This window comes from uncultured Muriicola sp., assembly GCF_947258935.1.
Lineage (GTDB): Bacteria > Bacteroidota > Bacteroidia > Flavobacteriales > Flavobacteriaceae > Muriicola.
This window is the reverse complement of the sequence record NZ_CAMYKH010000074.1, coordinates 1-9,394: the sequence shown is the minus strand read 5'-3', so window position 1 is coordinate 9,394 and position 9,394 is coordinate 1. Positions and strand designations below refer to the sequence as shown.

At 41.8% G+C, this 9,394-nt stretch carries 9 protein-coding genes and 1 tRNA gene; 5 read left to right on the top strand and 5 right to left on the bottom strand.

From position 1 onward, the window contains the following. The coding region (locus Q0X72_RS11325; protein ID WP_297765372.1) for a hypothetical protein at nucleotides 1-1,060 on the bottom strand (1,060 nt) is incomplete at its 3' end. Between the two features lie 301 nt (nucleotides 1,061-1,361). Between Q0X72_RS11325 and Q0X72_RS11320 the strand changes: the two genes are divergently transcribed. Both Q0X72_RS11320 and Q0X72_RS11315 read left to right on the top strand, forming a co-directional pair. Next, nucleotides 1,362-1,598, top strand: a complete 237-nt coding sequence (locus Q0X72_RS11320; RefSeq protein WP_297765368.1) for a GIY-YIG nuclease family protein — start codon at nucleotides 1,362-1,364, stop codon at nucleotides 1,596-1,598. Between the two features lie 115 nt (nucleotides 1,599-1,713). Then, a tRNA-Pro gene (locus Q0X72_RS11315) sits at nucleotides 1,714-1,787 on the top strand. Nucleotides 1,788-2,076: 289 nt separating this feature from the next. Here the strand turns inward: Q0X72_RS11315 and Q0X72_RS11310 are convergent. Together Q0X72_RS11310 and glgA are read right to left on the bottom strand one after the other, a co-directional pair. Further along, entirely contained in the window at nucleotides 2,077-3,342 is a 1,266-nt protein-coding gene (locus tag Q0X72_RS11310; RefSeq protein ID WP_297765366.1) for a glucose-1-phosphate adenylyltransferase, read from the bottom strand. 2 nt (nucleotides 3,343-3,344) lie between these two features. Then, entirely contained in the window at nucleotides 3,345-4,550 is a 1,206-nt protein-coding gene (gene glgA / locus Q0X72_RS11305) for a glycogen synthase (RefSeq protein WP_297765363.1), read from the bottom strand. A 416-nt stretch (nucleotides 4,551-4,966) separates the two neighbouring features. Here glgA and glk point away from each other — a divergent pair, with 416 nt between their 5' ends. Then, a complete protein-coding gene (glk, locus tag Q0X72_RS11300) occupies nucleotides 4,967-6,046 on the top strand; it encodes a glucokinase (RefSeq protein ID WP_297765360.1) in 1,080 nt (359 codons plus the stop codon). A 41-nt stretch (nucleotides 6,047-6,087) separates the two neighbouring features. Here the strand turns inward: glk and Q0X72_RS11295 are convergent, their stop codons facing one another. Then, entirely contained in the window at nucleotides 6,088-7,053 is a 966-nt protein-coding gene (locus Q0X72_RS11295) for a succinylglutamate desuccinylase/aspartoacylase family protein (protein ID WP_297765358.1), read from the bottom strand. After that, nucleotides 7,040-7,918, bottom strand: coding sequence for a 30S ribosomal protein S6--L-glutamate ligase (rimK, locus tag Q0X72_RS11290; protein WP_297765356.1), 879 nt, complete (start codon nucleotides 7,916-7,918; stop codon nucleotides 7,040-7,042). Before rimK ends, Q0X72_RS11295 begins: the two co-directional genes overlap by 14 nt. 159 nt (nucleotides 7,919-8,077) lie before the next feature. Between rimK and Q0X72_RS11285 the strand changes: the two genes are divergently transcribed. Both Q0X72_RS11285 and Q0X72_RS11280 read left to right on the top strand, forming a co-directional pair. Next, nucleotides 8,078-8,494 carry a hypothetical protein gene (locus tag Q0X72_RS11285; protein ID WP_297765354.1) on the top strand — a complete coding sequence of 139 codons (417 nt, stop codon included), beginning with the start codon at nucleotides 8,078-8,080 and terminating at the stop codon, nucleotides 8,492-8,494. 104 nt (nucleotides 8,495-8,598) lie between these two features. Beyond that, on the top strand, nucleotides 8,599-9,394 hold a 796-nt coding region (locus Q0X72_RS11280; protein WP_297765351.1), incomplete at its 3' end, for an efflux RND transporter permease subunit.

Genomic DNA, 9,394 nt, shown 5'->3' with positions numbered 1-9,394 from the left:
CAGGGTTGTGTATTCCCTTACTCTTATCCTCAAGAGCAGTCATAAAGTTCCAGGCTGCTTGTGCTTCCGCGGTAGTGAAGATCCCTGTTTTGGATCTACCATTTACGATGATGCCCACAACAGGAACACCATTACCTATAGGATTGCCATCAACATCGTACATTGGATCGCCTTCTGCATCTTCCATATATTCTTCTCCTACTACATTTGTCAGAAGAATTTCTAGTGCTTCAAAGTCGGTTGTAAAGCCACCAATTTCGTCTGGTGCTCCATTTGGATGACAGGCTATACAAGATTCTTCTGAAGGATTCCAGGAATGGAGACCCTCGTTGATATCTGTAGATTCTGCCATATGGCAGGCTACACAGGAAGAGCCTGTTCTGTGAGTAGCAGTCCCAACACCGGGATATCCTTCGGAACCTGGGAGATTAGCACCCATAATACCCTCCAGCATGGTGGATTGTGGACCATGGTGAGGCCCAAAACGAGTACTTGTAATTACATACTTTCCTGTACCATTCTCGGCTGGAATAACATAACTATTCCGTGGTTGGTGGCAGGTGATACAGTTGTTACTGGCACCGCCAAAATCGATCACCGTACTTTCATCTATAACCAATGTTACGGGATCTATATTTCTCAAGGCATAATCAAAACCATCATTTTCAAAATCGAATGTACTATGCTTATCGTGGCAGGTTGTGCAATTAAATCTTGAAGGACTGGCATAACCAGCTGTATCCACGGCGCCTAAATTCAGATAATCGATATATCCTTCTTCGGAGTGGCATTGTGCACAATCTGCCCGTCCAGCTGCGAAGCTGACAAAACCGGTGTTGTGCAATGCTACCTCCCAGGATGCTAAGAGTGGTTCTCTTGTAGTATTGGAGTGGCAGGTTACGCAAGATGCAGTACCATCAACTCCGTCTATTCCATTAATACCATCTGCCCCAGCTGGTCCCGCTATAGCTTCCGGGATTTCAAGATCACTGGTACATTGGATAAATAAAAAGCCTGACGCGACGATCATCAGGATGCGAAGAATGTTTAAATTTTTCATGTGGTTGCCAATTTTATTTCAAAATATAATAGGCTAAAAATAGCCCGACTAAGCTGAGATTAAAATGACTTTTATCATGTTTTAAATAAATGTTAAAAGTTCAGTAGAAATCTTAAAATTATGTTAAGATAAAAATATTTTTTATAATCAATGAATTCTTTAAAAGGTGGGCGAAAGCTTGCAGGAATCCAAGAAACTTTGCTATTTTTGCCCTCTCATTTCCGGGATGTGGCGTCCCGTCCCGATAGCTATCGGGATCGGGAGTAGCGTATCACGCCGCCGGCGTGATGGGCGCCGAGATATGAAATATGTTGTTTATATATTGTTGAGCGAAAAATTGGGAACCTATTATACAGGGTTAACTAATAATTTGGTGAAGCGCATTGCAACGCATAACCAGGGAGGTAAAAAATACACTACTAAAGGTATTCCTTGGAAAGTAGTAAAGACATATGACTGTAAAGATCGTTCTGAAGCAGTTCGATTGGAACAAAAAATAAAAAAACGAGGAATAAAAAGGTATCTGGAAGAAAATTAAATAATCGGGATGTGGCGTCCCGATAGCTATCGGGAGTAGCGTATCACGCCGCCGGCGTGATGGTCGCTTGATAAAACAAATAAATGAAGGATATTTACTGATAGATTGAAATAATCGGGATGTGGCGCAGTCTGGTAGCGTACACGGCTGGGGGCCGTGTGGTCGCAGGTTCAAATCCTGTCATCCCGACAAACTAAAGCATATAAGGTTTCTGTAGAAAGTTTACTTTCTTAAAGAAACCTTTTGCTTTAGATAGAATTAAAGCTTTGCTTTAATTTGCAACATATGCGATGTAATTAGGATTCTACAAATCCTGATTAGTCGGTAATAGGTTTTAGATTAAAAAAATAGAAACGCGATAGCGTTTACTTTTTCATTTACCAGGAGGGTTTATTAGGATTCTGCAAATCCTTCCCCACAAAAAAAGCCAAGCAAATTGCTTGGCTTTTTTTCTATTAAGTGCTTCTTTATGTGATACTTAAATAACCGTACCACTTGGGATCACCGATCCTTTCTTAAGTACTACAATACCATCTCTTACCACATAGGTATCCGTTTCTGTATCTTCCAAATGCGGCCCGCCTTTAATGGTGACATCATCCCCAACTCTGCAGTTCTTATCAACAATGACGTTCTCAATGGTACATCGCTCTCCTATACCCATTAATATTTGGATATTGAATTTTTCTATTTCCTCGAGAGTTTCGTAATAATCACTACCCATTACATAGGTGTTGAGAATTGTAGAATCTTTCCCGATCCTGGCCCGGATACCGATCACCGATCTTTCAATACTCGCAGCGTGAATAATACAACCATCGGCAATGACAGCTTTGACCATTTTGGTGCCACTTATTTTTGTGGTTGGTAACATTCTGGCCCTACTGAAAATACGATTGTTCTTATCGTACAAATTAAATTTTGGAATGTCATCACTCAGGCCCAAATTGGCCTCGAAGAACGAGGTAATATTTCCAATATCTGTCCAGTATCCTTCAAAAGGATAGCTCATGGTCTTGTGCTTATGTATGCTCTGAGGAATTATTTCCTTGCCGAAATCAACCGTATTAGGATCGTTCATCAGGTCTATCAGCAGATCTTTGTTAAAAATGTAAATACCCATGGAAGCCAGATAATGCCTACCCTGGCCTTTCATTTCATCACTTACTTCCGAGGTCCAATCCGGTAAAAGCTCTGTGGCTGGTTTCTCTATGAACGAAGTTATTTTATTATCAGGATCCGATTTTAAAATGCCAAAGGCCGGAGCATCGTTCGCATGCACCGGAATGGTCCCAACGGTAATTTTTGCGCCGCTATTGATATGTGCTTCCAGCATCAGATTATAATCCATTTGGTAGAGCTGGTCTCCAGATAAAATTAAGGCGTATTCAAATTCATGCCTTAGGAAATGATGCATGCATTGCCTTACGGCATCTGCCGTTCCCTGAAACCATTTGGTATTACCCAAGGTTTGTTCTGCGGCAAGAACATCTACGAATGCCGAACTAAAAAAACTAAAATGATAGGTGTTCTTTATATGCTTATTAAGCGAGGCAGAATTAAATTGCGTCAAAACATACATTCGCTTGATCTCGGAATTGATACAATTAGAAATTGGGATATCTACTAACCGAAATTTTCCGGCAATTGGCACAGCCGGCTTAGACCGTTTTTCGGTCAATGGATATAGTCGTGATCCCTGTCCGCCACCCAGTATTATTGCCAGCGTTTTAGTATTAACCATTTTTATTTAATTAAAGATTCATATAAGGTTTCCACTTGTTTAGCGATAGCCTCCCAATCAAAAGTTTCTTCTACCCGCTTCCTTCCGTTGATCGCCATTGATCTTCGCAAGTCATCGTTTTTTACAAGCGAATTGATGCCCTCGGCCAGGTCCCTTGAAAATTTATCAGGATCCACCGGTTCGAACGGGGCCGTTGTTTGCTGTTCTAAAGGCACTAAAATGCCCGTCTTCCCATCAACTACTACTTCTTTAATTCCCCCAACTGCACTTGCAACCACGGCTGTTTCGCAGGCCATGGCTTCAATATTGATGATGCCAAAAGGTTCGTATATGGAAGGGCAACAAAAAACATCGGCATGGGAATACAGTTGGATGACCGATTTTTTATCGAGCATCTTATCGATCCAGATCACATTCTTCCTTGTCCTGGTAACAGCTTGTACACTTTCTTCCATTTCCCGTGCTATTTCCTTGGTATCGGGAGCGCCAGCACATAATACGATCTGTGTATCCGGATCTATATATTTTATGGCATTCACCAGATGAATGATCCCTTTTTGCCTGGTGATCCGGCCTACAAACAATACATATGGTTTTGTATTGTCTATGCCGTATTCTGACAGGGTTGAGGTGTCTTCTGTGACAACATATTCCTGCAGGTTGATGCCGTTATAGATCACCTGTATTTTATCTTCTTCAACATCAAAATACTTTAAAACATCTACTTTGGTTTCCTTGGATACGGCAATAATTGAATCGGCCATTTCAATCGCGGTTTTTTCGATCCAGGAAGATGCATCGTACCCTCTGCCCAACTGTTCCCGTTTCCATGGTCTTAATGGTTCTAAGGAGTGTGTAGTTATTACAAGCGGTTTACCGTAACAAAGCTTGGCAACAATTCCGGCAAAATGGGCATACCAGGTATGACAATGTACAATATCGGCATCAATATCATCAGCGTTCAGTTGGATACCGGTACTTAAGGTCTGTAGCACGCCTTTTAACTTGTCATCTGTCTTGTTAAAGATCGGATTGTCATAGGGAAAACCGGTAACAGAAAGTTGATCAGAGGTCGTATCCTGATCACCGAAACAGCGAACGTCCACCTTCATCAATTTGGAGAGCTCAGCTGCGAGATATTCAACATGCACTCCGGCCCCGCCATACACATATGGAGGAAACTCTCTTGTAAAAAACAGTACTTTCATTCATTTCGTGTTAGATCTTAGGGTCTATATTTAATAAATATTTCCCGGTTTGCCGGGAGGTGTAACTATTTATTTTAAGGATCCTAAACCGTTAAAGAACATTGTTGTCTAATATAGGATTAAATTGAGCATTATTTCAATCTATTATTATCTTTAGTAGGGTAAAATTTATCGTATTTTAATTTTTATAAAATTTAAAAAACAATTAGCCACATTATCTCACTAAAATAATAAGTACTTCACACGCCTCTTATGATATTTATCATTTTATTGGCTTTGGACAAAAACTAAGTTTGTTCATGCCATAAGCCTCTGGCTATCAAAAATTAATCATGTGAGTGTCTTTTTGGACCTTAGAACTAAACAAGAGTCAAACTGATATGGACAAGAATAGTATAATTGTTTAGAGTAAGAACATGATACAAAATGGCGATATATTCTCATTACCCCTGGTCCATGAATCCTTGATCCCGTTGGCATTTTTAGAAGGAAAAATTAATCTGGGATCTAAGGCCATCATTTTAGCAGGTGATGTGGGAGGTACAAAAAGCAGTTTAGTGCTTTTCCAAATTACAAATGGGCAACTTACGGTATTAAAAGAAGGGATTTATCCTACCAGGGATCACAAATCTTTTGTGGCGTTGGCCCTCGCATTTCTTGGTAAAAAATCGACGATTATTGATGGGGTATGCCTGGGTGTTGCAGGACCGGTAAATAAGGGTAAAGTGCATGGCACCAATTTTCCATGGAAGATCACTGTGGACGAAATACGCAAGGGTCTGCGCGTTAAATGGGTATCCCTAATAAATGATATGGAAGCAAATGCCTATGGGCTGGCGGCACTTCAATATAAAGATTTGGCAGTCCTGAAATCTGGGTCTGATATCGCAGGGAATGCAGCCGTTATTTCCTCCGGGACAGGTCTTGGAGAGGCGGGTCTTTATTGGGATGGTGCACGGTATCATCCCTTTGCCACAGAAGGAGGACATTGCGATTTTGGCCCTCGCAACGAATTAGATATTGAACTTTGGCGATCTCTTCACAAAAAATATGGGCATGTTAGCTGGGAAAGAGTGGTGTCTGGCCCGGGAATCTGTGACATACATGATTTTTTGCGACGATTCAGAGATCAACCCGAATCAAAAGGATCCTTTGAAGATAATTTAAAGGAGGATCGGGCAAAGGTAATAACCACGGCCGCTCTGGAGGGACGTGATTCTATTTGTGTTGAAACCCTGGAATTGTATATCCGGTTTTTAGCTGCTGAAGCTGCTCAGCTTGCCTTAAAGACGAAAGCAACCGGAGGGATATATATTGGGGGTGGCATTGTTCCAAAGATCCTCAAAGGGATAGATAAGGATGTATTTCGCAAAAATTTTATTCAGTCGGGGAGAATGAACCCATTGCTTGAAATGGTTCCGGTAACTGTAGTTTTAAATGAAAATACAGCACTCCTTGGAGCTGCCTATTACGGTGCAATGTCTATTGATAAATAATGAAGTAGAATTACTAAGCTTTATCCTTTGGTTACTTTTGATCAATGGCGTGAAATATGAAAAACTGCATCCCCCTGGTTCACGATGGGCGACTCATTTATACAAATCACATATCCTGCATGTGAAGCTTTGATATTACGCTCGAAATAGCCAAAAGGATCTGAAATACTTCCGATCACCGATCCTTTTTTTACTTTTTTACCTAAGATAGGTTTAGGGTGAAACATCCCGGAATAATTAGCCCTGATCCATTTGGAGTCGTTGATCAGAACAGGTTCTGCATCTGCTGTTTCAAAATGTGCCAATTCATCTGTAAAATTGCGCATGCCTAATTTCTGAATGACCCGCATAGCACCACCTATCCCGGACTGGGTTACTTTGAGATCTAAATGATTAGATTTTCCTCCTTCAAAAAGTAAGATCTTTTTCTTCAATTTATGCATCGCCTGCCTGAACGATTTATCGCGCCGGGCAGATCCAATGATAAAGGGCGCATTGAATACTTTTGCAAGCATCAAACTTTCGGTATCTTCCTGGTTGATGCGTACCTGAGGCACATTAAATCGGCTATCACCGCCCGTATGGAAGTCGATACAATAATCTACTAGAGGGGCAATTTCCTTGATGATATGATACGCAAACCGGCTGGCTAGTGAACCTCTGGGACTCCCCGGAAAAACCCGATTCAGGTCCCGGCCATCCGGGAACTGTCTTTCCTGATTTAAAAATCCAAAGACATTGACAACAGGGATACATATAATAGTACCTTTCTCCGGAACGTTGAATTTTTTTGCTATTAGCTGTCTGACAATTTCAATCCCGTTGATCTCGTTGCCGTGAATCCCACCGGTTATGAGTAAGACAGGACCATCCTTTTTACCTCGTTCCACAATGATAGGAACCTGTATCCTCGTCCTGGTGTGCAATTTGGCAATATCCAGGTTCAGTTGGTAGCTTTCTCCCCTGGCGATACTTTGCCCCAATAATTCTATCTTACTCCTCAGCATGCCTTTCTACATACTTAATTATTTGGGCGGCAATGTCTTTTCCTGTCGCCGCTTCAATTCCTTCCAGGCCAGGGGAAGAATTTACTTCCAGGATAAGAGGTCCGCGGGCAGATTGTAGCAGATCTACCCCTGCAACGCCAAGTCCCATGACCCGGGCCGCTTTTATTGCTGCGTTTTCTTCTTCGTCCGTCAGTTCAATGATATTGGCCGAACCGCCCCTGTGAAGATTGCTCCGAAATTCGCCTTCCTTTCCCTGTCGTTTCATGGCACCAACTACCTGCCCATCTACCACGAAAGCACGGATGTCGGCTCCTTTGGCTTCCTTGATAAACTCTTGTACAATCACACGTGCCTGCAAGCCGTTAAAGGCCTCTAAAATGGATTCGGCCGAATTTTGGTTATCAGCCAGAACCACACCAAGTCCCTGAGTACCTTCCAATAATTTAATAACAACCGGAGCACCTCCTGCCTTTTCAATGATGGCCCCTACATCTTTGGAATAATTGCTGAAAACGGTCTTAGGAAGCCCAAGGCCCGCTCTTGATAATATTTGAAGACTTCTTAACTTATCCCTGGATCTTACAAGGGCCTGGGATTCTACCGCGGTAAAAACCTTCATCATCTCGAATTGTCTTACAACAGCAGTTCCATAAAAGGTAATAGAGGCTCCTATCCTTGGAATAACACCATTCACACCATTAACTTCTTTCCCTCTATAGATAAGGCCGGGTTTTTTCTTTTCTATAACCAGGTCGCATTTACTATGGTCAATGATCACCATTTCATGTCCTTTGGCAACTCCGGCCTCCATTAGGCGCTTGGTTGAGTACAGATTGGGATTTTGTGAAAGTATAACGAATTTCATTTTTTTCTTAATTTATTTAAGCATCGCAAGGTAGGGAATTATTATCCTCAATATATTGCATTAATTTATTTTTAATCTACTGGTTATGAGATTATTTGCATTACCAAATTTTTGTTAAGCAGTACAATAAATCCTTTTATTTTGTAGTTTTGTAAGCAGATGCGCGAAGTATACCGTAAAATAGGTTCCCTCGTAATGGCCTTTTTAGTGCTATTCTCCACCATGTCCTTTTCCATGGACATGCATTTCTGTGGGGATATGCTGGTTGATTTTAAGCTCTTCCAGGAAGCCGATTCTTGCCAAATGGCTATGAACATGCCTTCCATGGACATGGCCGGGGACGATACCGACATGGAATGCTGTTCCGATGTTGAACTCCTGGTGCCGGGACAGGACGATTTGCAATTTTCTTTTGAGCAACTCTCTTTTGAACAACAAACGTTTATAGTTGCGTTCACTATTACGTATTCTAATTTATTCACAGGGATTGATAAACATCCCATTCCTTTTAAAGAATATTCACCTCCCTTACTAATTCGGGATGTCCAGGTGCTGGACCAGACTTTTCTGATTTGATTCTAAACATTTAATTGGAGGCTCAACAGCTATGGCTGTATTGGGCCAAGACACGTTTATGTGTTCTCAAAAAATCCATTTCTAATGTTTAATGATCAAATCTCATGCTAAATAGAAGCATTAAATTCCTGATAGAGAATAAATTAGTAGCCGTACTACTCTTGCTGCTATGTATTGGTTGGGGGATAGTAAATGCCCCTTTCAACTGGGATACCGGCTTTCTGCCCAGCGACCCTGTAGCTGTAGATGCCATACCTGATATTGGTGAAAATCAGCAGATCGTTTTTACCGATTGGCCCGGGAGATCTCCTCAGGATATTGAAGACCAGATTTCATATCCTCTTACAACCGCCTTATTAGGTATTGCAGGTGTAAAAACGATACGAAGTACCTCCATGTTCGGGTTTTCAAGTATTTATCTGATTTTTGATGAAGACGTTGAATTCTACTGGAGCCGGAGCCGGATCTTGGAAAAATTGAATTCACTTCCACAAAATTTACTGCCGGACGGGGTTAGTCCTGCCCTGGGTCCGGATGCCACTGCTCTTGGGCAAATTTTCTGGTACACTTTGGAGGTCCGGGATGAAAACGGACAGGTCACCGGAGGGTGGGATCTACAGGAGTTACGCAGTATTCAGGACTTTTATGTTAAGTACGCGCTTTCTTCAGCAGGCGGGGTATCTGAAGTAGCATCCATTGGGGGGCATGTACAGGAATACCAGGTAGATGTGGACCCCGAATTAATGAAACAATACGATATATCACTGCAACAGGTGGTCAATGCTGTAAAACAGAGTAACAGGGATATAGGAGCTCAAACCCTGGAAATTAACCAGGCAGAATATTTGGTGCGTGGTCTTGGCTATATTGAATCCCTGAACGATATACAAAATGCGGTGG

Bases quoted from the DNA above. Each gene is read 5' to 3' on its own strand.
- Q0X72_RS11320 (WP_297765368.1), top strand. From the start codon at position 1,362: ATGAAATATGTTGTTTATATATTGTTGAGCGAAAAATTGGGAACCTAT.
- Q0X72_RS11310 (WP_297765366.1), bottom strand. From the start codon at position 3,342: ATGGTTAATACTAAAACGCTGGCAATAATACTGGGTGGCGGACAGGGA.
- glgA (WP_297765363.1), bottom strand. From the start codon at position 4,550: ATGAAAGTACTGTTTTTTACAAGAGAGTTTCCTCCATATGTGTATGGC.
- glk (WP_297765360.1), top strand. From the start codon at position 4,967: ATGATACAAAATGGCGATATATTCTCATTACCCCTGGTCCATGAATCC.
- Q0X72_RS11295 (WP_297765358.1), bottom strand. From the start codon at position 7,053: ATGCTGAGGAGTAAGATAGAATTATTGGGGCAAAGTATCGCCAGGGGA.
- rimK (WP_297765356.1), bottom strand. From the start codon at position 7,918: ATGAAATTCGTTATACTTTCACAAAATCCCAATCTGTACTCAACCAAG.
- Q0X72_RS11285 (WP_297765354.1), top strand. From the start codon at position 8,078: ATGCGCGAAGTATACCGTAAAATAGGTTCCCTCGTAATGGCCTTTTTA.